Origin of the sequence: Paractinoplanes maris (assembly GCF_023544465.1) — a bacterium.
In the GTDB taxonomy this organism is placed as follows: domain Bacteria; phylum Actinomycetota; class Actinomycetes; order Mycobacteriales; family Micromonosporaceae; genus Actinoplanes; species Actinoplanes maris.
Window position 1 is genome coordinate 536,496 of sequence record NZ_JALPVL010000006.1, and the last position, 26,595, is coordinate 563,090.

Consider the following 26,595-nt stretch of genomic DNA (forward strand, 5'->3'; position numbering starts at 1 on the left):
GGCCACCACCGGCGTCGTGCCCAGCTCTGAGGCCAGGCCGTGCGGGGTTTCCGACCGCCGGTCGGGAGCCCCGGCCTCGCGCCGACCGGCCGAGCCGGCTCGATGACCGTGCCCCACCGTACCGGGCGATCGCGCACGGAGGAATCCCGGCGTACGCCCGGGAGGGGAACCTCGAAGAGAACTGTGACAATGCCGCGAAAAGGCGAACGGCCCGTCCGGAGGGGGATCCGGACGGGCCGTGGCGCCGTTGAGGTCAGAAGCTCCGGCGCTGGGCGAAGATGGCGATCTCGTCGCGCATCGACTGGGTCGGTGCGGTCATCCAGGCCCGGTCGATGGCGCGGTTCTGGCGGTTGATCAACCGGCGCTGACGAACGCGATCGGCGATGCTCATTACCTTTTCACTTCCCTCGGGCCGGGTTGTCCGGCCCATCGTGGTGCTTGTCCCGTCGTGACTCCATTGTGCGTCAGAACGGGACAAGCGACCAACGATTTGGGGGGTGACGTCGCGCACGTGCCTAACGATCGTAGGTCAAGAAATTCGGTTGCCTACGAAACTTCGGACGTGCCTAGGTCCACGACAGTAGTGCGCCCTCGGGATCGGTGAGGAAGTCGCCGACGTCGCGCAGAAACTTCGAACCCAGCTCGCCGTCGACGATCCGATGGTCGAAGGAGAGCCCGAGCGTCGTCACCTGGCGCACCTTGATCTTGTCTTTGTGCACCCAGGGCATCGGCCGGATCGCCCCGAAGGCCAGGATCGCCGACTCGCCCGGTGGCAGGATCGGGGTTCCCGTATCGATTCCGAACACTCCGACATTCGTGATCGAAAGGGTCCCACCGGCCATGTCGGACGGCGAGGTCTTTCCGGACTTCGCCACCTGGACCAGAGTGTTGAGCGCCTCAGCCAGTTCCCGCAGGCTGAGACGGCCGGCGTCCTTGACGTTGGGCACGATCAGGCCACGCTCGGTCGCCGCCGCGATGCCGAGATTCACGTACTCCTTGACGACGATCTCGTTGGTCTCGGCCGACCAGGTCGAGTTGACCATCGGGTGGCGCCGGACCGCGAGCAGCACGGCCTTGGCCACCAGCAACAGCGGCGAGATGCGCACCTCACGGAACTCACGCCGGCTCTTGAGCTTGTCCAGCGCCTTCATCGTGCGGGTCACGTCGACCGTGAGGAACTCGGTGACGTGCGGCGCGGTGAAGGCCGACGCGACCATGTTCGCCGCCGTGAGCTTGCGCACGCCCTTCACCGGGATGCGCTGCTCACGGCTCGCGTCGAAGACCGCCGCGGCCGGGGTGCTGGTCACGGCGGGTGCCGCGACCGGCGCTTCGGCCGGGGTCGCGGCCGCTTGGTGTACGTCGTCCCGGGTCACCGACCCGAGCGGGCCACTGCCGGTGATCGTCGTGAGGTCGACGCCCAGATCGCGCGCGAGCTTGCGCACTGGCGGCTTGGCCAGCACCCGGACCCCGCTCGGCGCGGGCGCCACCGGAGGCGGAGGCGGTGGTGGAGCCACCGGCGTCGGCGGCGCCACGGGAGCCGGCGCGGTGGCCGCGCTGCCGTTCGGCGCCCCGATCCGGGGTCGCCTCTTCGCCGTGGTCGTCTTGGGTCCGTAGCCCACCAGCACAGCCGTGCGGCCGCCGGGCGCGGGACCGCCGATCATGCCGGGCTCGACGGAACCCTCGGCCGGCGCGATCTCGACCGCGGCCAGCGACTCGGCCGACGGCGCGGGACCGGGCAGATCCGACGGCAACGGCCCGGCTGCCGGGTCGGTGTCGATCGCCACGATGGGCGCGCCGACCTCGACCGTCGTGCCGGCCTCGACGTAGATCTTCGAGACGACGCCGGCCCACTTGGCCGGGATCTCGACCGCGGCCTTGGCCGTCTCGACCTCGACGATCGGCTGGTTGAGCTCGATCGTGTCGCCCACCTTGACCAGCCAGGACAGGATCTCGCCCTCGGTGAGACCCTCGCCGAGGTCGGGCAGGTTGAACTCCTTGACGCGGGACATCGGCGTCACCAGCCGAACGAACGGTCGACGGCGTCCAGCACCCGGTCGAGATCGGGGAGGTACTCCTCCTCGACCCGGGCCGCCGGGTACGGGATGTCGTATCCGGTCACCCGCAGCACCGGCGCCTCGAGGGAGTAGAAACACTGCTCCTGGATGCGCGCGGCCAGCTCGGCGCCGAGGCCGATGTTGCCCGGGGCCTCGTGGACGACGATGGCCCGGCCGGTCCTGCGGACCGAGGCGTAGATCTTCTCGTAGTCGACCGGCGAGATCGTGCGCAGGTCGATGACCTCGAGATTGCGCCCGTCCTCGGCGGCGGCCGAGGCCGCGTCCAGGGCCGTGCGCACCATCGGGCCATAGGCCAGCACGGTCGCGTCGGTGCCCTCGCGGACCACCCGGGCCGAGTGCAGCGGGAAGGCGCCGGACAGGTCGGCTCCGAGCTCGACCTCACCCTTCTCCCAGTAGCGCCGCTTGGGCTCGAAGAAGACGATCGGGTCGTCCGAGGCGATCGCCTGCTGGATCATCGTGTACGCGTCCGAGGGGTTCGAGCAGGTCACGACCTTGAGGCCGGGGGTGTGCGCGAAATACGCCTCGGGCGACTCGGAGTGGTGCTCGACCGCGCCGATGCCGCCGCCGAACGGGATCCGGATGACGATCGGCAGCCGCACCTTGCCCTTGGAGCGGTAGAACATCTTGGCGACCTGGGCGACGATCTGGTTGTAGGCCGGGAAGACGAACCCGTCGAACTGGATCTCGCACACCGGCCGGTAGCCACGGATGGCCAAGCCGACCGCGGTGCCGATGATGCCCGCCTCGGCCAGCGGGGTGTCGATGACCCGGTCCTCGCCGAAGTCCTTCTGCAGGCCGTCGGTGATGCGGAAGACGCCGCCGAGCTTGCCGACGTCCTCGCCCATGATGACGACCTTGTCGTCGCCCTCCAGCGAGCGGCGCAGGCCGTGGTTGAGCGCCTTGCCCAAGGTGATCGTCTCAGCCATCAGTGGTCGCTCCCCTCGAACGAGGCGTGGTAGTCGGCGAACCGGGCGCGCTGCGCGTCCACCTCGGGCGAGCCGTGCGGGTAGACGTGGTCGAACATGCTGACCGGCTGGGGGTCGGGCATCTCCAGCACCTTTTCGCGCAGCTCGAGGGCAAGGGTCTTGGCCGACTCGTCGACCGCGGCGAAGAAGTCGTCCCCGGCGATCTGCTGCTTGGCCAGGAACGCCCTGAGCCGCGAGATCGGGTCCTTGGCCTTCCACGACTCGACCTCGCTGGCGATGCGGTAGCGGGTCGGGTCGTCGGAGCTGGTGTGCGCACCCATCCGGTAGGTGTAGGCCTCGATCAGCGTCGGGCCCTGGCCGTTGCGCGCGTTGTCCAGCGCCGCCCGGGTCACGGCGAAGCTGGCCAGCACGTCGTTGCCGTCGATGCGGACGCCCGGGAAGCCGAAGCCGGCCGCGCGGCGGTAGAGCGGGATGCGGGTCTGCCGCTCGAGCGGCTCGGAGATCGCGTACTGGTTGTTCTGGCAGAAGAAGACCATCGGGGCGTGGAAGACGCCGGCCCAGACGAATGCCTCGTTGACCTCGCCCTGACTGGTCGCGCCGTCGCCGAAGTAGGCGATCACAGCCTCGCCGTCGGGGGTGCCGGTCTTGCCGTCCATGGTCACGCCCATCGCGTAACCGGTCGCGTGCAGCGTCTGCGAGCCGATCACGATGGTGTAGCCGTTGAAACGGTGCTCGTTGGCGTCCCAGCCACCCTGGTCGACGCCGCGGAACAGGCCGAACGGCATGATCGGGTCGATGCCGCGGGTGTAGAGGACGCCGTGCTCGCGATAGGTCGGGAAGGCCATGTCCTGCGGGCGCAGTGCGCGGCCGGAGCCGACCTGGGCCGCTTCCTGCCCCAGCAGACTGGCCCAGATGCCCAGCTCACCCTGGCGCTGCAGGGCGGTCGCCTCGGCGTCGAGGCGGCGGACGGTCACCAGGTCGTGGTAGAGGCTGCGGTATTCCTCGTCGGTGAAGTCGACGGAATAGGTCGTGCCGTCGGCGGTGGTGACGCTGTCGATGCGCTCACCGTCGGGGGTCAGCAGTTGGACGAAGCCGCCTGCCGGGGCGTCCGCCCCGACGTCGCTCACGCCGTTTGCCATCCGTGTCTCCCTGTTCATCTCTGCGCCCGCGACGGGTGTTGCCCGTCCGCGCGACGGACCGGTGGTCGTCGCGCCTGGCCCGGGTGAGGTTGCCGCGCGACGTTTCGGCGCGGGCCTGGACCCCGCCGGGGAGTGACGGTCCCCACCTCGTGCCCCGCTGGGTCGGCGGAAGCGACGGCGGCGGTGCCGTCGCCCCCATCCTGACAGAGAACGTGAGCCTCATTACAGGTCAGGTCGATCACAGTCGCGAAATTCCTCGGTTATATCGGTGCCCGTATTTGTCCAAATAAGCGGCTTTCGTACGGTCACTACCGTACGAACGACCTCTTTACGCCGCTGCCGATGGCCTCATGCGTCGTTCTCCCCGATGACCGTGACGGATCGGTGTTGATCATTGCAACCGGCCGCACCCGTCCATGCCGACCCAGAGGGGGAGCCCGCAGGTGCCGGACGATCACGACGACGATCTCGTGCCGCCGATGAAGGTGATGCGCAAGCGGCTCAACGGGGTCTACCGGGCCGACAGCGGATTCAACGGGCCCACGCGTCGCTACGTGCTCGTGGTGGCGATGCTGGTCGGGCTGGCCTCGGTGCCGACCCTGGCCGCGATCACGGCGGGCTCGCGGGAACTGTCGGGCGGGCGGACGGACACGATGGACATCCCGTTCCTGCCACCGGCCTCGTCGGGGCCGGTCGGGCCACCGTCGTCCTACACGTCTCCGTCCTCGCCGGCGCCGGTTTCTCGAGCGCCTGCTTCGGAAGCTCCTTCCCAGGCGCCGGATGACGGTGCCGGATCGGCTCGCGGAGCGTCGCAGAGCGCGGACGCCGCAATCCGGGCCGGGCAGTTGCTCGGCCAGGCCGGCCGGCGGGAGCCGGTGACGCCGGGAGCGCGCGGTGATTCGTCGGGTTCGCGAGGTCGGGCGCCGTCTGCCGGCGGGGGCCCTGATGGCGTACGGGATGGGGTCTCTCGCGACGACCGGGACCGAAACGGCGGGAACCGTGGCGACAGCGGGCGCGGCGACCGGAATCGTGGGGACGGGGCTCGCGGTGACCGGAATCGCGGTGGCGGGAATGGCAGCGACGGCGGCCACCGCGACGAGCCCGCCCGCTGGCCCGCCAAGCCTGCGCAGCCCACCAAGCCGGCCAAGCCCACCAAGCCCACCAAGCCCACCAAGCCCACCACGCCGGCCAAGCCCACCAAGCCGGCCAAGCCCACTCAGCCGGGCAAGCCTGCCCGCCCGGCTGAACCGGTGATCCCTGCCGAGCCGGATGATCCCGAACTGCCGTCAGTGCCCGGCGAGGATGCCGACGACGAGCCACCCCCGCGCCACGAGTGGCATCGGCGAGCCCGGCCACCGGCTCACGATATGCCCGACCCCAACGACTCGAACGACAGCGATTCGCATGACGGCGGCTCCAGCGATGGCAATTCGCATGACGGCGGCTCCGGCGATGGCGATTCGCATGACGGCGGCTCCGGCGATGGCGATTCGCACGGCAGCGATCCGCACGACAACGACTCGGGCGATAGCGACTCGGGCGATAGCGACTCGGGCGACAGTGACTCGGGCAGCGACTCGGGCGACAGTGACTCGGCCAGCGACTCGCATGACGGCGACAGCGACAGCGACAACGACTCCGGCGACAGCGACGGCGACTCGGGTGATGACGAGCCCGCCGACGACTCCGGACGCAAGCCGGCCTGGTCCGATCGCCCCGCCTGCCACGAGCGGCGCGAATGCGGTGACAAGCCGTCCCGCCACCACCGTCCCGACCGGCAGCAGAGCCGCCGGTGCGAGGAGAAAACCAACCGTCACCGGTCGCGAGACCGGTCCGAACACAGCCGGAGGTCAGCTGTGGCCGAACGTCCGCACAACATCCGACCGACCGCCATCCTCGAGCGCGGCTTCGCCAACGGCGGCAACCACGGGAACCGGGTGAATCCCGAGGCGCGCGCCGAGGAGAATCAGAACCGCTCGTATCGCGGCAGCCATCGAGCGGGCAGCCAGCACCACGCCGAGGATCAGACAGCGGAAGAGCAACGCAGCTCCCGGGTGGGCCGGCACCACGCCGACCACAGCGAGGACCTCAGCGGCCGCTGGTGATCAGCTGCCGTCGAGGCGGTGGCGGTTGGCCTCGATCCAGGCGTCGATGGCGTCGGTGTCGTTGGGGTCGACGCCCTCGGAGATCAGCTGGGCCACCGCCGCGGTGGCCGGGCTGCGCTTCTCACCCGTCGCGTAGAGCCGCGCGAACTCGGGGATCATCTCCTCGACCACGAGGTCGGTCTGCTCGGCGGCCGCCTCGGGCAGGTCGCGCCGGCGCAGCGCGTAGGCCGACCAGGCCCGCGTGACCCGGGGCAGCATGGCCGCGTCGTCCATGTCGAGGACCGCGCGCCGATGCACCCAGTCGAGCAGGAACAGCCCCGCCACCGCCGGGCTCCACCGCAGCGGGTCGGGGTCGGGCAGGCTCGCCGCGTGGTCGAGGATCAGGCTCAGGCAGAAGTGCAGCGACGCCAGCTCGTCGTCGGCGTGCACCCGGTCGAGCCCGAACCGGGCTGCCTCGGGCGAGGCCAGGAAGTCGCGGACGAGGTCGGTGGTGCTCACCGCGGCCGGCTCGGTGAGCGCCGGCATGACCGCCGGTGGCAGCAGGGCCAGCCGCGCGCCGGCCAGCGCCCGGTCGGTGGCCAGCGAGCCCTCGGACGGCAGGTCGGTCAGGCCGTCGGTGATCTCGAGGTGGCGGTCGATCTCGCCCCGCAGCCGGCCCGGATCCTCCTCACGGAACCAGGTCAGGTCGTCGTCGGCGCACATCTGCCGCACCTGCTCGAGGATCCGCTCGGCCGAGGAGCCGACGAAGATGTCCTTGGCGATGCCGATGTTGTGGTCGACCAGCGCGACGACCGCGTGCTCGGGGCCGCCCTCGTCGACGTCGTCGTAGGCGTAGGTGACCAGATAGGACGTCTGGTCGCCGTAGACGTCGCCATACGCATAACAGCCGGTGGGCCGGACCCGCCCCAGCTGGGTGGTCCACGACGGAGCCTGCGAACCCGGTTTGACCTGGGCCGTGCCCTCGGCGTCGGGCACGAGCGCGGCGAAGACCTCGCGGATCGTCGTGGCCGAGGCGGTGCGCCGGCGGGTGGTCGCGGCCAGGAAGTCACCGACGAAAGCGCGGACGGCGGTGGCACGGTCCTCCTGGGCCACCGCATACACGCTGCCGAGCAGGGCGGTGCCCAGCATCTCGGCGTCCAGCGCGCAGCCGAGCTTCGCCACGTCGCGGGCCGCGTGCAGGACCGCCTCGTACGGAGTCTGGGGTGCGGGCATGTCGCGAGCCTACCCGGCACGGTGCGTGCTGGTACTACTACGAACGCACGGTGGTCAAAGCTTCACGCGCTTGTGCGTACGCATTCAGTACCTCCCGGACCGGCGCCACCACGTATTCGCGCCCGACCTCGGACACCGACGCCCGTAGTCGTTGCTCGGCCCGCTTACGGGCGCGCCGCGATCCCCATTCCACCAGCGGCCGGGTGACCAGCCACAGGAGTACCCCGAGCAGCAGGCCGCCGACCAGCAGCACGGTGGGCAGGGGCACGATGCCGACCTCGGGATTGTCTAGTTCGGGCAGTCCGAGGATGCGCAGCACGTACCCCGCGGCCAGCCAGCCCAGCCCGAAGATCGCAGCCGCGAGGAACAGCCAGTGCAGGCCGCCGACGGCCCGCCACCAGAGCGGGGCCTTGGCCAGGCCGAGCTCGGTCCGGCCGACCGCGCGGTCGAGCGCGTCGGGCAGGTCGGCCGCCCGGGAGCGGGCGGCGTTGGCCAGCGCGGGCTTCCAGACCTCGGGCAGCGGAGCCGCGGCCCGGCTGGACACCGCGCGCACGGCCAGCCCGACCGCCGATTTCTGGGCCGCGTCGGCCTCGGGCAGTGAGGTGCGCGGCACGATCTCCTGCGAGATCGCGTCGGTCTCGGTGGGCTTGTCGTCGAGGTGCAGGCGGCGCAGCGGGTCGGGCCGCAGCCGGCGCAGCCCCCGGGTCAGCGGCCAGCCGGTGGCGGCGGCGGCCCGATGCCGATAGGCGGCGGCCGACGCGTCGGCCACCGCACCCACACCGGCCGAGGCGGCGAGCGCGTCGGTCAGCTGGCGCACGGTGGCCCGATCGACCTCGTCCTCGGCCGCGGGCGGTCCGATCATGGCGGTCAGCGGATCGCCGACCGCGTCGAGGTCACCGGCGACCCGGCGCAGCGCGGCCTGCCGCTCGGCGACCGTGGTCTCGAGCGATCCCCGCAGTTCGTTGAGCATGCCGGGCTGCTTGGCCGAGGTGGCCAGCACCGGCGCCTCGCCCAGGCCGTCCTCGGTGAGCAGCCGTTTCAGGTCTTCCAGCACCAGCACGGTGTCTTGAGTGGAGAGCCGGTCGGCCTGGTTGAGCACCACCACGGTGACCGCGGCGTGCGAGCGGAACTGGGAGAGATAGGCCTGGTGCAGGATCCGGTCGCCGTATTTCTGCGGGTCGACCACCCAGACGATCAGGTCGACCAGGCCGAGCAGGCGGTCGACCTCGAGCCGGTGACCGCGCTCGACCGAGTCGAAGTCGGGCAGGTCGAGCAGCACGAGCCCGCGCATCGAGGCCTCGTCGTCGCCGTCCAGCGCGCTCTCCCGCATGAACCGGTGACGGGGCAGCACGCCGACCCAGTCGAGCAGCCGGTTGGCCGGCTCCAGCGGGCCCCAGACGCAGGCGTGGGCCACCCCGGTCGTCGGCCGCCGCACGCCGACCGGCGACAGCTTGAGCCGGGCCAGGGCGTTGAACAGGCTGGACTTGCCGCTGCCGGTGCTGCCGGCGAGCGCGACGACGGTGTGGTCGCGGGACAGCGAGAGCCGGTTGCCGGCCCGCTCGACCAGCGTGTGGGCGGCCACCAGGTCGCTGTCGGGCAGATGGGGGTCGACCAGGCGCAGGAACCGGCTCAGCGCCTCGAGCCGCACCACCAGCCGCTCGGCGTCCACCCGTTCGTCGCCCGCCATCGCCTCGCGCACCTTCTCGATCAAGCTCACGCCGTGCTCTCCGTCAACGCGAGCTCGGTACGGGCAGTCTCCACGTCGGCCGCGGCCTGCCGCAGGCGGGCCCCCGGCTCGTCCTCGAGACCGACCGCGGCGAGCCGGTCGGTGAACCGGGCGGCCTCGGTGTCGAACAGCTTGCCCGCGCGCAGCAGCAGATCCTCGCGGGCCTGGGTGGCCAGCGTGCGGATGGCCTGATCGCCGAAGATCGCCTCGAGCACCTTTTGCGCGGCGACCGCGCTGCCGGCCCCGGCGGCGACCTCGAGCCCGGTCGGGATGAACGCGGTCGAGGTGAAGACGGCGATCATCACGGCCAGGCCGGCCCCGTTCACCGCGTACGCCGCGCCCCGTGCGACCACGCGTTTCTCCGCACCCTCCTGGCGGACCAGACCGAGCACCCACTGCTGCCAGTCGCGGACCAGGCGGTCGGCCCGGTCGGGCAGGTCGGGCGAGGGACGCTGCAGGTCGGGCGCGAGCAGGGCCGCTCCGGCCGGGTGGGCCTGCCAGGCCGCGTACGCCTGCTCGGCCGCGTCGGTGGCAATCCCGCGCAGCAGCGTGACCAGCTGCGACTCGAGCGCCGTCTGGAGGTTGCGACCGGGCAGCGGACGGCCGGTGAGCGCCGAGACGAACCGGTCGCGCAGCTGGCCGACCTTGCTCTCGAGGGTCTTGAGGAACTCGCCGGTGCCGACGAACTCCTGCCACCGGGCCAGCACCTCGCCGCGCATCAGGCGGCCGTCCCGCAGGCCGTCGGCCATCGTCTGGCGCCCGGTGCGGTAGGCCGCGGTGACCCGGTCGCCCAGCGCCTTGGCCGCCCGGGCCTGCTCGTCGGCGGCGTCGGCCAGACCGGTGACGGCCGGGCCGAGCGAGATGAGCGCCCCGTCCAGCGTCTGCCGGACCACGGCGGCGCGGGCGTTGCTGTCGGCCGCCAGCCGCCCGAACCAGTCGTGCAGCGGGGCGATGACGTCCTCGGCGATCAGCCCCTGGCCGTCCAGCCGGGTCTCGGGCAGCACGAACAGCGGCGCGGCGCCCAGGTCGCGGACGTTGAGCATGTCCTGCAGGTGGGTGGCGATCTCGGCCGCGGCCTCGGCGGGCACCCGGTCGAGCACGAGTGCGATCACCGTGCCGCGCAGCCGGGCCGTGGTGAGCAGCTCCCACGGCACCGCGTCGGCGTACCGGGCCGCGGTGGTGACGAACAGCCAGAGGTCGGCCGCGGCCAGCAGCTGTGCCGCGAGCTTGCGGTTGCGGTCGACCACCGAGTCGATGTCGGGGGCGTCCAGGAAGGCCAGACCGGCGCCGAGCGCGGGGGCCGAGACGACCTGCAGGGCGGTGGCGTCGTTGCTGGGCTCGCGGGTGCGCACCAGGCCGGGCAGCAGCTCACCCTGCTGGAACCAGGGCAGGTCGGCCGGGTTGCTCACCAGCACCGGCGAGCGGGTGGTCGGGCGCAGCACGCCGGCCGTGCTCACCGGGGCGCGGACGAGGCTGTTGACCAGTGTCGACTTGCCGGCGCCGGTGGACCCGCCGACGACCACCAGCAGGGGCGCGTCGAGCCGGGCCAGGCGGGGCAGCAGGTAGTCGTCGAGCTGGGTCACGAGCGCCGAGCCGACCCGCTGAGCCTCCTCGGAGGAGGGCATGACCAGCGGGTACGCCGTGTCGCTGATCACCGTGCGCAGGCGGCCGAGCGCCGCGGCCAGCTGGTCGACGCCGGACGACTCCTCGGCGGGGGCGGGCAGCGCGCGGGCGTCCGCCTCGCCCAGGTCGGCGGGACGGTTCTCGGGCATGGCTTCGGCTGGGGCCGTGGGGGCCTCGGCTCCGGGTTCCTCATGTGACTGACGGGGCACGTCGGATTCCGTACGATCCAAGGGGTCCGCCGTATCGGCGGTAGTCGGGCTGACCTGCTCTTTCTTGCCCTCTGAGCCGTCGGCGGAAACCGTCTCGGGCTCTCGCATGGCGGCGGGTGCGGCGGACAGGGCCGACGGACCGACCGCGTCACCGTGCGTCGTCACGGGTAAAGAGTGCCTGATCTATGCATGCAGGACAACAGGTGCCGGTATGCCGTGACCGGACAGGTATCTACCGAACTGTTGCGGCACGGGGAAACCGCTGGGAAACCTGGCAGGTTGCTGGCAGTTGCGCCGAGGTGACTCAACTTCGACTTGACGGTTGGCATGCCCGTGGCATCATTGAGTCGGTTCCACTCAACCTTGTTCGACCTGAGTCATCAAAAGCTGTGAAGCGAGGATCACCATGGCACGTGCGGTCGGTATCGACCTCGGCACCACGAACTCCTGCGTCAGTGTTCTGGAAGGAGGCGAGCCCACCGTCATCGCCAATGCGGAGGGCTCACGGACGACCCCGTCGATCGTCGCCTTCGCCCGCAACGGTGAGGTGCTCGTCGGTGAGGTCGCCAAGCGTCAGGCGGTGACCAACCCCGACCGGACCATTCGCTCGGTCAAGCGCGAGGTCGGCACGAACTGGTCGATCGACATCGACGACAAGAAGTACAACCCGCAGGAGATCTCGGCCCGGGTCCTGATGAAGCTCAAGCGCGACTCCGAGGCCTACCTCGGTGAGACGGTGACCGACGCGGTCATCACCGTCCCCGCCTACTTCAACGACGCCCAGCGCCAGGCCACCAAGGAGGCGGGCGAGATCGCCGGCCTCAACGTCCTGCGCATCGTCAACGAGCCCACCGCCGCGGCGCTGGCCTACGGCCTGGACAAGGGCTCCAAGGAGCAGACCGTCCTGGTCTTCGACCTCGGCGGCGGCACCTTCGACGTCTCGCTGCTCGAGCTGGGCGACGGCGTCATCGAGGTCAAGAGCACCTCGGGCGACAACCACCTCGGTGGCGACGACTGGGACCAGCGGGTCATCGACCACCTGGTCAAGACGTTCCGCGGTGAGCACGGCATCGACCTCGGCAACGACAAGATGGCCCTGCAGCGTCTCCGCGAGGCCGCCGAGAAGGCGAAGATCGAGCTTTCCGCCGCCTCGACCACCAGCATCAACCTGCCCTACATCACGGCCGGCCCGGACGGCCCGCTGCACCTCGACATGTCGCTGAGCCGCGCCGAGTTCCAGCGCATGACCCAGGATCTGCTCGACCGCTGCAAGGGCCCGTTCGAGTCCGCGATCAAGGACGCCGACGTCAAGCTGGCCGACGTCGACCACGTCATCCTGGTCGGTGGATCGACCCGCATGCCGGCCGTGGCCGACCTGGTCAAGAGCATCACCGGCAAGGAGCCCAACAAGGGCGTCAACCCGGACGAGGTCGTCGCCGTCGGTGCTGCCCTGCAGGCCGGTGTGCTGCGCGGCGAGGTCAAGGACGTCCTGCTGCTCGACGTGACCCCGCTCTCGCTGGGCATCGAGACCAAGGGCGGCATCATGCACAAGCTGGTCGAGCGCAACACGACCATCCCGGCGCACCGCTCCGAGGTCTACACGACCGCCGAGGACAACCAGCCCTCCGTGCTCATCCAGGTCTTCCAGGGCGAGCGCGAGATGGCGGCGTACAACAAGAAGCTCGGCACCTTCGAGCTCAGCGGCATCGCTCCGGCGCCCCGCGGCGTCCCGCAGATCGAGGTCTCGTTCGACATCGACGCGAACGGCATCGTGCACGTGTCCGCCAAGGACCTGGGCACGGGCAAGGAGCAGAAGATGACGATCACCGGCGGCTCCGCGCTGCCCAAGGACGACATCGAGCGCATGATGCGCGACGCTCAGGACCACGCCGACGAGGACAAGAAGCGCCGCGACGACGCGGAGACCCGCAACCTGGCCGAGCAGCTCCAGTGGCAGACCGAGAAGTTCCTGGCCGAGAGCGGCGACAAGCTGCCCGAGGACAGCAAGAACAAGATCGGCGAGGCGCTGGGCGAGCTCCGGGGCGCGCTCGGTGGCACCGACATCGAGAAGATCAAAGAAGCCCACGAGCGTCTGTCGCAGGTCTCCCAGGAGGCCGGCTCGCAGCTGTACTCGCAGGGTGACGCCGCGCAGGCGGCGGCCGGCGGCGCCGGTCCGCAGGACGCCCCGGGTGCCTCCGGTGGCTCGGCCGGTCCGGCCGGCGGCACGCCGAACTCGGGCCCGTCCGCGGGTGGCGCTGACGACGTCGTCGACGCCGAGATCGTGGAGGACGACAAGAAGTGACTGCCACGGACGACGAGAACGACGGTCAGACGACCGAGCGGGTCGTCATCCGGGACCGCCGCAAGATTGACACCGAGTCCAAGGCTCCCACGGCCAAGGGCAAGGCCACGGTCGGCGCCCACCGGGCGTCCGATGCCGAGGAGGTGGCTCCCGAAGTGGAAGAGGACGAGGAGCAGCAGTCCGAGGAGGAGCCGAAGGCGGCGCTGGGCGCCGAGCTGGAGGCCCTGCGGACCGAGCTCGACGAGCGGACGCACGACCTGCAGCGGGTGACCGCCGAGTACGCCAACTACCGCAAGCGGGTCGACCGCGACCGTGGGGCGGCGGCCGAGCAGACCACGGGCGCGGTGCTGACCGCGCTGCTGCCGGTGCTCGACGACATCGACCGGGCGCGCGAGCACGGCGACCTGGTCGGCCCGTTCGCCTCGGTGGCCGAGTCGCTGACCACGGTGACCGGCAAGCTGGGCCTGGTGGCCTTCGGCGAGAAGGGCGACCCGTTCGACCCCAACCGCCACGAGGCGGTCGCTCACCAGACGTCCGCGGACGTCACCGAGCCGACCTGCGTCGAGGTCATGCGCCGCGGTTACAACCTGGGCGAGCGGCTTCTGCGACCAGCCATGGTCGCGGTGGCCGACCCGGAGTGATCTCACACGTTCGTCCCGTCCGCCGCACCGCGGCGGGCGGGACCAACCGCAGGAGGGGGGAGGCGGGATGAGCTCGAAGGACTGGCTCGAGAAGGACTTCTATGCCGTTCTCGGCGTGCCCAAGTCCGCTCCGACCGACGAGATCAAGAAGGCTTACCGGAAACTCGCCCGGGATCTGCACCCGGACCGCAACCCCGGTAACAAGGAGGCGGAGGAGAAGTTCAAGGCCGCCTCCGAGGCGTACGACGTGCTCTCGGACGACAAGAAGCGCAAAGAGTACGACGAGATGCGCTCGCTGTTCGGCTCGGGCGCCTTCCGCCGGGGTGCCCGCCCCGGCGCCGGTGGCACCCAGTTCGACCCGTCCGACCTGTTCGGCGGATTCAGCGGGGCCGGGGCGGCGGGTGGCGCGGCCGGTGACCGGCGGTTCGGCGGCGCCGGCTTCTCGGACATATTCAGCTCGATATTCTCGGGCGGTGGGCCTGGTGGTGGCGCCGCCCGACGAGGTGGTCCGCGTCGCGGACGCGATGTGGAGACCGAGGTGACGCTCGACTTCGCGCAGGCGGTCAGGGGCACGACGTTGCCGTTGACCCTGCGCTCGGCCGGCGAGTGCGAGATCTGCCACGGAAGTGGGGCCAAGCCCGGCACGTCGCCGCGGACCTGTCCGCAGTGTCAGGGCAGCGGTCTCATCTCCCGTAACCAGGGGTCGTTCAGCTTCTCCGAGCCGTGCCGGGACTGTCAGGGCGCGGGGTCGATCGTCGACGAGAAGTGCCCGGAGTGCCGGGGCACGGGCGGCATCACCAAGAACCGCACGATCAACGTGCGGTTCCCGGCCGGGGTCGCCGACGGTCAGCGCATCCGGCTCAGCGGCCGGGGCGAGCCGGGCGACCGCGGTGGTCCCGCGGGCGACCTCTATGTGCAGGTCGGGGTGCGGCCGGACGAGTTGTTCGGGCGTACCGGTGACGATCTGACCCTGGTTGTGCCGGTGACCATCGCCGAGGCGGTGCTGGGGGCCGACCTGCGAGTGCCGACGCTGGACGGCCCGGTCACCCTGCGGGTGCCACCGGGCACGCCGAGCGGCCGCAAGCTGCGGGCGCGCGGCAAGGGAGTGACACGCAAGGACGGTCCACCCGGGGACCTGATCGTCACGGTCGACGTGCAGGTGCCGGGCGGCGTCACGGGGGAAGCCAGGGACGCCCTGGAGCGATTCGCCAAGCTGACCGCGCCCGCCGGGCGGGAGCGGCTCGAGGCTCGGGTGCGCCGCAACACTCAGGGCAACTAGCGAGAGTTTGATGGAGGTGCCCCATGCATGAGGAGATCAGCATCTCGGTCGAGCAGACCTCCGACGCCAAGGTCCTGATCATCTCGGTCGCGGCTCGCCTCGCCGGGATGCACCCGCAAACGCTCCGCCAGTACGACCGGCTCGGGCTGGTGCAGCCGGGCCGGGCCGGTGGGGGCGGACGCCGGTACAGCGAACGGGACGTCGCGCTGCTGCGGGAAGTGCAGAAGCTCAGCCAGGAGGAAGGCGTCAACCTGGCCGGGATCAAGCGCATCATCGGCCTCGAGCAGCTGGTGGGCGACCTCCAGCAGCGGGTGCGCGAGCTCGAGCACGAGCTCACCGACGCGTACACCCGGATCGCTCAGCTCGAGAGCCCGTACGGCCGGGGTGACCTGGTGCGTCAGGAGCGCCCGTCGACCGCGCTGGTCGTGTGGCGCCCCCGGCGGGCCCCCGACAGATAGGCCTGCGACAAGGCAGAGCCCCGCGAACTCGCGGGGCTCTCGCTGTCAGCGTCCGTTGTTGAACAGGCCGAGGCGGCGGGGGTGGCGCACCAGGCCGCCCTCGATCCACTCGGAGTAGTCGAAGATCTCGGGACGGTTCAACAGCACGCGGCAGTTGTGCGCCCAGATCGACATCGGCTCGTCGCCGACCTCCTCGGCCCGCTCGACGAATTTCTTGAGCCGCCTCTTACGCTGGCCGGACGCGTTCTGCCGGACGCCGTCGGCCGCGTAGATATACAGACAGTGCTGGGCGAAACGGCGGGCCGGGCACTGCCTGTCCATGGCCAGCTCGAAGAGGGTGGGCGCCAGCACGTCGCCGGCGATCAGCAGGTCCCAGTCGGGAGGCATGCCGCTGAGCGGCACGGCCTCCGGATGGTAGGCCCATGCCTGTAGCTCCTCCGGCCGAGGATCGACCGGATTGGCGAATCCGAAAAAAGTCGACTCACGCACTGTCACGTCGCCGCCCGAGAAAGTCCGATAACACGTAGTTGTCGCAGGGGAAAGTATCGCGCCGACCTAGTCCCGCGAAAGTGTCAAGAGCTTACAATCGGATACCGGTCAGTAGCTTTGAGCAGCCGAGACGTCAGTCCTCCGCCGCCAGAGGCTGCACCGCGGGCCGCGATGGCTGCCGCCACCTGCGGATAAAGGTCTTGAACCAGTCGTAATCGGGCAACCGGGCGAGCAGCGGGCCGGACACCACAGTGATCAACACGTACGCCGTGGCCAGCGGGGCCAGCCGGGGCTCGACCCCCGAGGCGACGGCGAGCCCGGCGATGACGATCGAGAACTCGCCGCGCGGCATGAGCGCGAGCCCGGCCCGCAGCCGGCCGGGCACGGCGATGCCCACCCGGCGGGCCGCGAAATAGCCGGTCGCCACCTTGGTCAGCATGGTGACCACGGCCAGGCCCAGCGCCGGCAACAGCACGGGCGGCATGTCGGCCGGATCGGTGGAGAGCCCGAAGAAGACGAAGAACACCGCGGCGAACAGGTCGCGCAGCGGTGACAGCATCTGGGTCGCGTGATGGGCGACCGGGCCCGAGATGGCGATGCCGACCAGGAACGCGCCGACCGCGGCCGAGACGTTCAGTTCCTCGGCCACCCCGGCCACGAACAATGTCAGGCCGAAGACGCCGAGCAGCAGCGCCTCGGGGTCGCGAGCCGAGATCAGGGCACTGATCTGCCGCCCGTACCGGATCGCGACGACCAGCACCGCCACCACGGTGACCACCGCGACGCCCAGCGCCTTGAGACCGCCGAGCAGACCCACGCCGGCCAGCACAGCGGTGACCAGGGGCAGGTAGAACGCCATGGCCAGGTCCTCGATGACCAGCACCGAGAGGATCACCGGGGTCTCGCGGTTACCGAGCCGGCCCAGATCGCCCAGCACCTTGGCGATCACCCCGGAGGACGAGACCCAGGTGATGCCGGCCAGCACCAGGGCGGCCCGCCAGTCCCAGCCCATCAGGAAGGCGAAGGCGGCGCCGGGCAACGCGTTGAAGACCGCGTCGAGCAGCCCGGCCGGGGCCGCGGCGCGCAGGTTGCCCACGAGCTCGCCGGCCGAGTATTCGAGACCCAGCATGACCAGCAGCAGGATGACGCCGATGGAGGCGCCGATCTCGATGAACTGCTCGCTGGCCGAGAGCGGGATGAAGCCACCGTGCCCGAAGGCGAGACCGGCCAGCAGATAGAGCGGGATGGGCGAGAGGCCGAAGCGGCGGCCCAGCCGGCCGAGCATGCCGAGCGCGAAGAGCAGCGCGCCGACCTCGATCAGGAGGATCGTCGTTTCGTGCATCAGTCGTCGGAGTCGCCGGCCAGGATGGCGGTCACGCCGTCCAGGCCCTGGCGGGTGCCGACCGCGACCACCACGTCGTTCGCCTCGAAGACGAACTCCGGCCCGGGGGAGGGGACGACCTCGCGGTCGCGCATCACGGCCACGATCGAAGCGCCGGTGCGGGTGCGGGCCCGGGTGTCGCCGAGCTTGCGCCCCACGAAGGACGAGCCGGCGGGCAGGGCGATCTGCTCGGTCAGCAGACCGGACGCCTGCTGCCGCAGACCGGCGAGCTGACCCAGCATGAGCGAGGCGCCGAGCACGTCGGCCAGGGCCTCGGCCTCGTCGTCGGTCAGCGGGATCGCCGCGAGACACGAATCGGGGTCGTCGACGTCGTAGAGCACCAGGTCACGGCGGCCATTGCGATGCGAGACCACGCCGACCGTACGCCCCGAGGACGTCACCAGGTCATGCCGGACGCCGATTCCCGGCAACGGAGTCTGTTCCACCCGTACACGCACGATCACCACGGTAACTCAGGCGTCACCCGGTCCCGGTCAGCACGGCCTCCGGCCGCTCGTCCGGGACCATCCGGCGGGTGCGGCGGGCCGCGAGGATCAGCAGGAGGCCGAGCACCGCCAGGGCCAGATTGATCCCGTACGCGAGCCGGTAGTCGAAGTGCTGAGCCAGGCCGAACGCCGGTGCGGCGAGGATCTGGCCGATCGGGAACGTGTTGGTGATCAGCGTCGTGGCTCGTCCGGGGTGGCCCGGCAGGAGGTCCTGCATGTAGGTGATGCTCAGGCCGCCGACCGCCGCGATGAAGGCGGCGTTGAGGATCTGGGCTCCGGCCAGCACCCAGACCGAGCCGGCGGTCACCGCCACGGCCTGATAGGCGATGCCGAAGACCACCCCGATGAGGATGAGCGAGCGCAGCGGCAGCCGGGTGCCGAGCGCGCCGAAGCCGAGCAGCAGCGGGATCTCGAGCGCCGCGCACAGTCCCAGGATCAGGCCGGCCCCGCTCACCGAGCCGCCCAGCTCGACGCTGACGAACAGCGGCATCGCCTGCACGCCCAGCACCATCGTGGTCTGCACGACGGTGAAACCGGCGACCAGCAGATAGATCGTGGAGCGAGGCGCCTCGGGAACGTGCTTCTCGACGCTCTCCGTGTGCCCGGCCGGTGGGCCGATCTCGGGCAGCCAGCGGTAGACGATCACCGCGGCCAGGCCGTACATGATCGCGACCAGGCCGTACGTGTAGGCGAAGCCCCGAGCGGCGAGCAGCAGCGCGGCCAGCGGTGGCCCGGCGACCCATGCGACTGAGAAGAGCATGCGCAGGGTGCTGATGCCCATCGCGGCCCGCTTGGGGTCGCCCTGCTGGAGCACCTGCCGGGCGTACGCGAAGCTCTGCGGGAAAAGGGCGCCGGCCAGCGAGGTCAGCGTGACCGTGACCGCGAGCAACACCCAGTAGTCGCGGATGAACGCGGTGAGCACCGCCCCGGCCATGCCGGCCAGCGCGGCCGACAGCAACAGCTTGCGGCGGATCGGACGACGGTCGGAGAGACGCCCGGCCAGCGACGAGACCAGGACGCCGGAGAGTGGCGCGACGACCAGGAAGATCGTGGTCCGCAGCGGGCCGGCGTGCACGCCGTCGCTGAGGAACAGCGCGAGGAACGGGCCGATGAACGAGGTGCCGATCCCGACGGCGATGAAGATCAGGGCAAGCGGAAGCAGACGCCGCGACATCGAGCCGTGCTGGGACTCCGAGCCGTGCGCCGTTGGTGGAACGGCCATGATTCCCTACGTTACGGGCCTGCTCGTGGGCGCGCCGAGGTCCGTGGCGACTCTCACGACCTTTCGTTGTCGACCTGGCGCCATCGGCATAGAGTTGAGTTCAGTACGCTCAAGTTCTGCGGTGGGAAACCATTCGAGGGAGCACATGAACGCCGAACGCTTGACCACCAAGAGCCGCGACGTGATCACGGGGGCGGTCGCCGACGCCGGTCGGCGTGGGCACGCCACCGTCGAGCCGTGGCACATGTTGCTGTCGTTGCTGGACACCGGTGGCTCCACGGCGCCGGCCCTGTTGCGCGCGGTCGGGGCCAACCCCGCTGACGTACGCCGGGTCGCCCTGCGCGCCGTCGAGCAGCTGCCCTCGGCCCGGGGCGCGAGCACCGCCGAGCCCAGCCTGTCCCGTGAGTTCGTCAACGCGATCGGCGAGGCCGAGCTGATCGCCCAGCCGCTGGGCGACGAGTACATCTCGACCGAGCACCTGCTGGCCGGCCTGGCCCGGGTCGGTGGCGCCGTCGGCCGTGCGCTCAAGGACGTCGGTGCCACCGAGGAGTCCCTGGTCGCCGCGTTCCCGCAGGTGCGCGGGGGCGAGCGCCGGGTCACCAACGCCGATCCCGAACAGACCTACAAGGCGCTGGAGAAATACAGCGTCGACCTGACCGCACTGGCGCGTGAGGGCAAGATCGACCCGGTGATCGGCCGCGACGCCGAGATCCGCCGGGTCGTGCAGGTGCTCTCCCGCCGTACGAAAAACAACCCGGTCCTCATCGGCGAGCCCGGCGTCGGCAAGACGGCGATCGTCGAGGGCCTGGCCCAGCGCATCGTGGCCGGCGACGTGCCCGAGACCCTGCGCGACAAGAAGCTGGTCTCGCTCGACCTGGGCGCGATGGTGGCCGGCGCGCAATATCGCGGGCAGTTCGAGGAACGGCTCAAGAGCGTCCTCGAGGAGATCCGCAACTCCAACGGCCAGGTCGTCACGTTCCTCGACGAGCTGCACACGGTGGTCGGCGCGGGCAAGGGCGAGGGCTCGATGGACGCCGGCAACATGCTCAAGCCGATGCTGGCCCGCGGTGAGCTGCGGATGGTCGGCGCGACCACGCTCGACGAGTACCGCGAGCACATCGAGAAGGACCCGGCCCTCGAGCGGCGCTTCCAGCCGGTGGTGGTCGGCGAGCCGACGGTCGAGGACACGATCGGCATCCTGCGCGGGCTCAAGGGCCGCTACGAGGCCCACCACCGGGTGCAGATCACCGATGCCGCCCTGGTCGCCGCGGCCAGCCTGTCCGACCGCTACATCAGCGACCGGTTCCTGCCCGACAAGGCGATCGACCTGATCGACGAGGCCGCGTCCCGGCTGCGCATGGAGATCGACTCCCGCCCGGTCGAGCTCGACCAGCTCCAGCGGCAGGTCGACCGCATGCGGATCGAGAAGCTGGCGCTGGAGAAGGAGACCGATCCCGCTTCCCGCGACCGGCTGGCCCGCCTCGAGTTCGACCTGGCCGACCGCGAGGAGGAGCTCACCGCGCTCAACGCCCGCTGGGAGCGTGAGCGCGGCGGCCTCAACCGGGTCGGTGAGCTCAAGAAGCAGCTCGACGAGATCAAGGCCTCACTCGAGCGGGCCCAGCGCGACGCCGACTGGGAGACCGCCTCGCGGCTGCAGTACCAGGAGATTCCGGCCCTCGAGTCGGAGCTGGCCAGCGCGGCCGCGGCCGACGAGGAGACCGAGGCCGAGCCGCCGATGGTCAAGGAGGAGGTCGGCGCGGACGACATCGCCGAGGTCATCTCGTCGTGGACCGGCATCCCGGCCGGCCGGATGATGGAGGGCGAGACCACCAAGCTGCTGCGCATGGAGGAGTCCCTGCGGGCCAACGTGGTCGGCCAGGCCGAGGCGGTGGCCGCGGTGGCCAGCGCCGTGCGGCGGGCCCGGGCCGGCATCGCCGACCCCGACCGGCCCACCGGCAGCTTCCTGTTCCTGGGCCCCACCGGTGTCGGCAAGACCGAGCTGGCCAAGGCGCTGGCCGGGTTCCTCTTCGACGACGAGCGCGCGATGGTGCGCATCGACATGAGCGAGTACGGCGAGAAGCACTCGGTCGCCCGGCTCGTCGGTGCCCCGCCCGGATACGTCGGTTACGAGGAGGGCGGCCAGCTCACCGAGGCGGTGCGGCGCCGGCCCTACAGCGTGGTGCTGCTCGACGAGGTCGAGAAGGCCCACCCGGACGTCTTCGACGTGCTGCTCCAGGTGCTCGACGACGGCCGGCTCACCGACGGTCAGGGCCGGACGGTCGACTTCCGCAATGCGATCCTGGTGCTGACGTCGAACCTCGGTTCGCAGACGGCCGACATCACCATGGGCGACGAGGAACGGCGCGACGAGGTGCTGGCCGTGGTGCGCGGGCACTTCAAGCCCGAGTTCCTCAACCGGCTCGACGACATCGTGGTGTTCCACGCTCTGACCCGGCAGGACCTGGCGTCGATCGTCGACATCCAGCTCGGCCGGCTGCGCAAGCGCCTGGCCGAGCGGCGGCTCACCCTCGAGGTGACCGGCCCGGCGATCGACTGGCTGGGCGAGCACGGGTACGACCCGATCTACGGCGCCCGCCCGCTGCGGCGGCTGGTGCAGTCGACGATCGGCGACGGGCTGGCCCGGGCCCTGCTGGCCGGGGAGATCCGCGACGGTGACACGGTCGTGGTCGATCTCGGCGAGGGCAAGGACGGCCTCGTGGTGACGCGCGGCCTCTGATGCGAAGAAGGGGTCCCGGGCATGTGGCCCGGGACCCCTTCTTCGCGTTCGTCTTACGTTGTGACCGGTCTCTGCCGGTAGGCCTGCGTCATCAGGACGTCGGTGACGACCTGCTCTCCGTCGGCGGACCAGATGCGGATGGCGTCGCGGTGCAGCTGATACCGGACGTCTTCGAATCGGGTTCTCGTGTCGTCATGGTGAACGACGGTCAGAGTGTCGGCGTGGGGCATGGGACTCACCGGTCCTTAACAGGTCTGGGGCCGCCGCGGTGTGGTCACGCGGCCGGCGTAACGGGACTCTTGCCCGGCGTCGGTCTGCCTCGGCCCAGGCGCGTCTGGCGCGGGGCGGGCGACTCGTGCGGGCAGCGGGCATCGCGGGAGCTCGGTGCTGCCTCGTCGGTGCCACGGACGAAAGTGTAGGGATCACAGGCGACCCGTGTCGCCCCTCGATCGAGCGACCTATTTGCGGATATTTCGGTCATCGTCGGCCGATGTTGCCACAGATTGGGCAGCCGCACCGGTCGGTCGCGGAGTTGGCGGTCGCCCGATACCGTGAATGGATCAAGATTTGGGGGCATTGTGACCGTTCCGAGCAATCCCGCACCCGGTTACCCGGCACCTGGGGCCCGGCCGCGTCCGACCATCGTGACCGTCGCGGTCTACCTGCTCTACGTGGTGGCCGCCATCCAGGTGATCAACGCGCTGCTGACCTTCTCGATCTCGGGCACGCTGACCGACGCGGTGCGTGACGCCTACGCCGGCACCGAGGCGGCCGGCGCCGAGTCGTTCGTGACCTTCATCTTCATCGGCGGCGCGGTGGTCAACCTGCTCATCGGGCTGGGGTTCGCGGTGCTGGGCTACTTCGACGGCCGCGGCAAGAACCCGTCGCGGATCGTGACCTGGGTGATCGGTGGCATCTCGCTCTGCTGCTTCGGCGCCAGCCTGGGCAGCACGGCGCTGGTCGGCTCGGTCGGCGGCGACACCACGGCCGGCGGCCCGTCGCAGGACGAGGTGCAGCGGCAGCTCGACGCGGCACTGCCGTCCTGGTACACGCCGGCCACGACCACGCTGTCGGTGCTCGCGCTGCTGGCCATCCTCGGAACGGTCATCCTGCTGGCGCTGCCGGCGGCCAACGAGTTCTTCCGCAAACCGTCGGCCGCGGCCTGGGACCCGTCGGTGCCCTATCCGCAGTATCCGGGCGGTTCGGGGTACGGGCCGGGGGGTTACGGACAGCCCGGTTATCCGGCTCAGCCTGGTCAGTCGCCCTACCCGCAGCAGCCGTACCCCGGGCAGCCGCAACCTGGGGCCTCCTATCCCGGGCCGTCCTATCCTGGGCAGCCTTCGTCCGGGCCTTCGTATCCCGGGCAGCCCTCGTCCGGGCCTTCGTACCCGGGGCAGCCTTCGTCCGGGGCGTCGTATCCCGGGCAGCAGGGGCAGCCGGGGCAGCCGGCTCCGGGGCTTCCGCCCTATCCCGGTCAGGAGTCGCCGCCGAGCGGTTTCCCGCCGGCCTCGGACCCGTACGCCCCGCCGCCGTCCGACCCGTCGACCGGTGACGACCGGCCACCACGGCCACCGGCCGATCCGGCCTGAGCGGGTTCACCCCACGCCCGCGGTCGCGCCCGGGTAGGTTCGGCGCAACGAATCACCGCGGGGAGTCGTCGATGTCGTACCCAGTCCAGCCGCCGCCGATCGCAGCCACACCGCCGGCCCCGCCGTCGACGGGCCGGCCGCCCACGGTGACGGCCGCCGCCGCTCTGCTCTGGGTGATGGCCGGCGTCGGGCTGGTCTACGCGATCGCGACGCTGGCCATCGTGCCCGGCACGATCAGCCGCTTCCGCGAGGTCACCGGCGGGCCACAGGTGTTCCCCGGCGAGAACGACCCGGAGTACTACGTGGCGGTCGTCTGGCTGGGCGCGGCGATCGCCCTGGCCCTGGCCGTGATCGCCTTCGCGCTCTTCGTGGTGGTGGGGCTGTCCCTGCGCCGGGGCAGCAACGTCGCCCGCATAGCCACGCTGGTCGTCTGCCTCCTGGGCATCGCGGGCGGCACGGCCGGGGTGCTGACGGTTGCGGCCCAGCGCAGCGGGCAGAGCGCGCCCTGGTCGCTGGGTGCCCAGCTGAGCGAGGCCTACCCCGACGGCTGGATCGGTGCGAACGCCGGCCTCTCGGTCGCCCAGATCCTGGCGTACGCGCTGGTCGGCATCCTGATCCTGACGGCGCCCCGGGCCTTTTTCCGCCGCCCGGCCGCGCCCTCGGCACCCCAGCCGGCGTATGGCGTCCCCTACGCGGCGGGCTACGGCGCCCCGGCCGGCGCCCTCCCCGGCAACTACCCGGTGCCCGCCGGCTATCCCGGTGCCGGCTACCAGGCTCCCGGCGCGGCCGGGCATCCCTCAGCCGGTTACCCCGGTGGCGCGTACGCGCCCGGCGGCTATGCCCCTGCACCGCACCCAGGTGGCCATGTCCCACCGTCGAATCCGGGGAGCACCTCCGGCGGCTACGCCCCACTGTCGAACCCGAGCGAAACCCCTGGCGCCTACGCTTCCGCGCCAAATCCGGGCGACACGCCTCCGCCCCCACTTCCCGACCACTCGCCCTACGCCCGCCCCGTCGGCCACGCCCCCGACGCCGGCTTCGCTCCACCCACAACACCGACCCAGCCGGCGCCGGCCCAATACCCACCGGCCGATCCCCACTCGCCGTATGCCCGCCCGGCACCCGCGCCGTCCGGGCACAACCCGGCCTCCCCGCCAGAACAGCTCCCTACTTCCCACCCAGCGCCCGGCTCGGAGCAGCTCCTGACTTCGCACTCGGCGCCCGGCCCGGAGCAGCTACCGACTTCCCACCCCGCGTCCGCGCCGGAGCCGCCGACGGCCTCCAACGATGTCTCGGGACTGAATTCCCCGCCGGCGCCCGGCAGTCCCACCACGGTCGACGCTGAGCCCGCCGCCGACCGTCCCCACGAGCGGTAGGCAGAAGCCCGAGCTACCCGCTGCTGAACCCCCGTCAGCGCTCCGCGCGACCGTCACTCGCGCTCCAACGCCGCCGCGTTGCCGTCTGTGTTCCGGTCACCGTGGCTGCTGTCCTGTTTGCCATCGTCGTGTTCAGAGCCGCCGTGGACAGTCGGCAGGAACTCCGGGTGGTCGGGACCGCGCGATCCGGGGAACGACACGACATGCATCCGCGCTTGGCGGGTTCGGGGGCCGGTTTCCGGTGAGGGTGCCCAATGTCGCATGATGAGTTCCGGACACAGGACGGTCGTGTTGTTACCGACCAGTTACCCCCTCATATTGATGGAGTCACCCCTCATATTGATGGGTATGGGTCACCCGAACGGGTAGCGTTGTTCTCCGGCCTCGTCCCTCAATCGGCTGTCCGTATAACGCACCGGGGCCGGTTGGAGGGGGTTTTTCGCTGGATGGGTAAACGTCCGCCGCCGCGATTCACAGCACCTTCTCAGCCCCTCGACCGGGTGATCTGTCGGCCAGGTGCCATGTGACCCGCGGCATAGGAGCTTTGAGCTGCATCGATGTTCCTGGCATGGGGCGAAAGGGACCACCGCATCTGTAAGGTTTCTTTTTAGATCGACCCAATGCTGTGCGTCAATAGTTACGTTGCGCACTGCCAGGGCGAAAGGTTCCGGTTTCGTTCCAGCAAGTACGCTCGATACATGCAAGCACGCCACGACCTGCGTAAATTCATCACTGAATTGCCCGTCGCGCAGCGTGGCGCCGTGCTTTCATCGGGTCGTGAACTTCCGGTACCGGGCCGCCCGGTCCAGGGGAACACGCGGGGTTGCGAGATGACGACGCCGGGGCTGGTGCGGGCTCCCGGCGAAACGGATCAGGAACCCGAATGGGATCGACGAATTAACAATGTGGGGCGTCTCACTCCCGGGGCGGGGATCGAGACCTCGACACAGATGGACAGCGTCCTGATGGCGGCTGAGGCGTTGCAGGAGGCAGAGACCGAAGTCGGTACGCCGGTTCTGGTTGCATCGGAGGCTCGGGTTGCCGGGCAGTCCCGACCGGCCAACCCGGTGATCGACGTCGGCCTTACGGCCTGAAAGTTAGCCGGTTCGTTCCTGCGCACATGCAGGAGAATCGATGCAGTGGGTGGAAGGATGGAGATCGTGGGAACTGCGTTGGCGGAAATGACAATGCCTCAGATCTCGCCGCTTGCCGGCGAGCCAATTGAACGTGCCGACGCCGAGCGGCTGGCGGGTGTGCTCAAAGCACTTGCCGACCCGGCGCGGCTTCGACTGCTCAGCCTCATCCAGTCCGCAACGGACGGTGAGGCGTGCGTCTGCGACCTCACCGCTCCGCTCGGGCTGTCTCAGCCGACGGTGAGCCACCACCTTCGGATCCTGACCGAGGCTGGTCTGCTCGAGCGGGAGAAGCGGGGCGTGTGGGCTTACTACCGCCTCGTGCCGTCCGCCATCGCGACCATCGCGGACCTTCTGACCCCGCCTCGCAAGCGGGCCACGAAGAAGGCGCGCTGACCGCTCAGCAAGAGAATCGCCTGGCGTCACCGGCATCATGTGGGGCGTGACGCCAGGCAGCAGACCTCTCC

21 protein-coding genes are annotated in these 26,595 nt (G+C 70.6%); 10 read left to right on the plus strand and 11 right to left on the minus strand.

Features of this window, described 5'->3' with window-relative positions; genetic code table 11:
- Positions 1-253: 253 nt before the first annotated feature.
- The 4 genes from NAG42_RS20370 to pdhA form a co-directional block, all read right to left on the minus strand.
- Positions 254-391, minus strand: a complete 138-nt coding sequence (locus tag NAG42_RS20370; RefSeq protein WP_250000655.1) for a hypothetical protein — start codon at positions 389-391, stop codon at positions 254-256.
- A 175-nt stretch (positions 392-566) separates the two neighbouring features.
- On the minus strand, positions 567-2,009 hold the full coding sequence (locus NAG42_RS20375) for a dihydrolipoamide acetyltransferase family protein (protein WP_250032029.1): 1,443 nt from the start codon (positions 2,007-2,009) through the stop codon (positions 567-569).
- Positions 2,010-2,014: 5 nt separating this feature from the next.
- Positions 2,015-3,004 carry an alpha-ketoacid dehydrogenase subunit beta gene (locus NAG42_RS20380; protein ID WP_250032152.1) on the minus strand — a complete coding sequence of 330 codons (990 nt, stop codon included), beginning with the start codon at positions 3,002-3,004 and terminating at the stop codon, positions 2,015-2,017.
- Positions 3,001-4,140, minus strand: coding sequence for a pyruvate dehydrogenase (acetyl-transferring) E1 component subunit alpha (pdhA, locus tag NAG42_RS20385; protein WP_250032030.1), 1,140 nt, complete (start codon positions 4,138-4,140; stop codon positions 3,001-3,003). Before pdhA ends, NAG42_RS20380 begins: the two co-directional genes overlap by 4 nt.
- 563 nt (positions 4,141-4,703) lie before the next feature.
- Between pdhA and NAG42_RS20390 the strand changes: the two genes are divergently transcribed.
- Positions 4,704-6,245 carry a hypothetical protein gene (locus NAG42_RS20390; RefSeq protein ID WP_250032031.1) on the plus strand — a complete coding sequence of 514 codons (1,542 nt, stop codon included), beginning with the start codon at positions 4,704-4,706 and terminating at the stop codon, positions 6,243-6,245.
- On the opposite strand, the gene NAG42_RS20395 is transcribed toward NAG42_RS20390, so the two are convergent.
- The 3 genes from NAG42_RS20395 to NAG42_RS20405 are packed head-to-tail and all read right to left on the minus strand — an operon-like array spanning position 6,246 to position 10,955.
- Complete coding sequence (locus tag NAG42_RS20395; RefSeq protein WP_250032032.1) at positions 6,246-7,457, minus strand: hypothetical protein; 1,212 nt, start codon at positions 7,455-7,457, stop codon at positions 6,246-6,248.
- A 37-nt stretch (positions 7,458-7,494) separates the two neighbouring features.
- On the minus strand, positions 7,495-9,144 hold the full coding sequence (locus NAG42_RS20400) for a GTPase (protein WP_250032155.1): 1,650 nt from the start codon (positions 9,142-9,144) through the stop codon (positions 7,495-7,497).
- A 26-nt stretch (positions 9,145-9,170) separates the two neighbouring features.
- Positions 9,171-10,955 carry an ABC transporter gene (locus tag NAG42_RS20405; protein ID WP_250032033.1) on the minus strand — a complete coding sequence of 595 codons (1,785 nt, stop codon included), beginning with the start codon at positions 10,953-10,955 and terminating at the stop codon, positions 9,171-9,173.
- Positions 10,956-11,421: 466 nt separating this feature from the next.
- Here NAG42_RS20405 and dnaK point away from each other — a divergent pair, with 466 nt between their 5' ends.
- From dnaK to NAG42_RS20425, 4 genes are all read left to right on the plus strand, one after another.
- Entirely contained in the window at positions 11,422-13,317 is a 1,896-nt protein-coding gene (gene dnaK / locus NAG42_RS20410; protein ID WP_250032034.1) for a molecular chaperone DnaK, read from the plus strand.
- Positions 13,314-13,958 carry a nucleotide exchange factor GrpE gene (grpE, locus tag NAG42_RS20415; RefSeq protein ID WP_250032035.1) on the plus strand — a complete coding sequence of 215 codons (645 nt, stop codon included), beginning with the start codon at positions 13,314-13,316 and terminating at the stop codon, positions 13,956-13,958. The genes dnaK and grpE overlap by 4 nt, the downstream gene beginning before the upstream one ends.
- A gap of 67 nt (positions 13,959-14,025) precedes the next feature.
- On the plus strand, positions 14,026-15,237 hold the full coding sequence (gene dnaJ, locus NAG42_RS20420; protein ID WP_250032036.1) for a molecular chaperone DnaJ: 1,212 nt from the start codon (positions 14,026-14,028) through the stop codon (positions 15,235-15,237).
- A gap of 23 nt (positions 15,238-15,260) precedes the next feature.
- Entirely contained in the window at positions 15,261-15,695 is a 435-nt protein-coding gene (locus NAG42_RS20425) for a heat shock protein transcriptional repressor HspR (RefSeq protein ID WP_250032037.1), read from the plus strand.
- A gap of 45 nt (positions 15,696-15,740) precedes the next feature.
- On the opposite strand, the gene NAG42_RS20430 is transcribed toward NAG42_RS20425, so the two are convergent.
- The 4 genes from NAG42_RS20430 to NAG42_RS20445 all read right to left on the minus strand — a co-directional run bounded on the left by NAG42_RS20430 (position 15,741) and on the right by NAG42_RS20445 (position 19,293).
- Positions 15,741-16,190 carry a hypothetical protein gene (locus tag NAG42_RS20430; protein ID WP_250032038.1) on the minus strand — a complete coding sequence of 150 codons (450 nt, stop codon included), beginning with the start codon at positions 16,188-16,190 and terminating at the stop codon, positions 15,741-15,743.
- 127 nt (positions 16,191-16,317) lie between these two features.
- Positions 16,318-17,526, minus strand: a complete 1,209-nt coding sequence (locus NAG42_RS20435) for a cation:proton antiporter (RefSeq protein WP_250032039.1) — start codon at positions 17,524-17,526, stop codon at positions 16,318-16,320.
- Positions 17,526-18,023: a cation:proton antiporter regulatory subunit gene (locus tag NAG42_RS20440; RefSeq protein ID WP_250032040.1), complete on the minus strand. Its 498-nt coding sequence runs from the start codon at positions 18,021-18,023 to the stop codon at positions 17,526-17,528. Before NAG42_RS20440 ends, NAG42_RS20435 begins: the two co-directional genes overlap by 1 nt.
- Positions 18,024-18,045: 22 nt before the next feature.
- On the minus strand, positions 18,046-19,293 hold the full coding sequence (locus NAG42_RS20445; protein WP_250032041.1) for a sugar efflux transporter: 1,248 nt from the start codon (positions 19,291-19,293) through the stop codon (positions 18,046-18,048).
- 145 nt (positions 19,294-19,438) lie between these two features.
- On the opposite strand from NAG42_RS20445, the gene clpB reads away from it, so the two are divergent.
- The 5 genes from clpB to NAG42_RS20470 all read left to right on the plus strand — a co-directional run bounded on the left by clpB (position 19,439) and on the right by NAG42_RS20470 (position 26,524).
- The gene (clpB, locus tag NAG42_RS20450; RefSeq protein ID WP_250032042.1) at positions 19,439-22,030 is read left to right on the plus strand and encodes an ATP-dependent chaperone ClpB; all 2,592 of its coding nucleotides are present in this window, start codon (positions 19,439-19,441) and stop codon (positions 22,028-22,030) included.
- A 578-nt stretch (positions 22,031-22,608) separates the two neighbouring features.
- A complete protein-coding gene (locus NAG42_RS20455; protein WP_250032043.1) occupies positions 22,609-23,619 on the plus strand; it encodes a hypothetical protein in 1,011 nt (336 codons plus the stop codon).
- A 71-nt stretch (positions 23,620-23,690) separates the two neighbouring features.
- Entirely contained in the window at positions 23,691-24,995 is a 1,305-nt protein-coding gene (locus NAG42_RS20460) for a hypothetical protein (protein WP_250032044.1), read from the plus strand.
- A 698-nt stretch (positions 24,996-25,693) separates the two neighbouring features.
- Entirely contained in the window at positions 25,694-26,089 is a 396-nt protein-coding gene (locus NAG42_RS20465) for a hypothetical protein (protein WP_250032045.1), read from the plus strand.
- Positions 26,090-26,146: 57 nt separating this feature from the next.
- Positions 26,147-26,524, plus strand: coding sequence for an ArsR/SmtB family transcription factor (locus tag NAG42_RS20470; protein ID WP_092549981.1), 378 nt, complete (start codon positions 26,147-26,149; stop codon positions 26,522-26,524).
- Positions 26,525-26,595: the final 71 nt, after the last annotated feature.